Origin of the sequence: Shewanella sp. CAL98-MNA-CIBAN-0140, assembly GCF_040309905.1 — a bacterium.
Lineage (GTDB): Bacteria > Pseudomonadota > Gammaproteobacteria > Enterobacterales > Shewanellaceae > Shewanella > Shewanella psychromarinicola.
In genome coordinates this window covers 1-272 of sequence record NZ_JBEOPI010000161.1, presented here as the reverse complement: position 1 = coordinate 272, position 272 = coordinate 1, and the positions used below count along the sequence as shown (strand labels likewise).

Here is a 272-nt window from a genome sequence, read left to right as displayed (position 1 = left end):
CTCCAAGCCATCAAACAAAAAGCCAATCGCTTAAGCCGCTTGCCAGATGATCGGGTATTAGACGAAAAAGACCAAGAGACCGACACGATTTTAGGTAAAATCAGTGACTCTATCAGCAACGTGGCACAAAAAATCTTCCCAGATGAAAAGAGTATTCTTGCGGATGAAAACTTTGTACCACCGACGCTGGCAGGACGTAAAACGCCGCAACAAGTGCAAGAGAGTAAAAAAGTCCCACTATATGTCTTTGTCTCTTCCAGTAAGCCACGCGA

General features: G+C 44.9%; 1 protein-coding gene. It reads left to right on the top strand.

Annotated elements, in window-relative coordinates; translation table 11 throughout:
* Nucleotides 1–272 (top strand): hypothetical protein (locus AAEY93_RS20590; protein WP_351079522.1); only part of this gene is annotated, 272 nt, incomplete at both ends.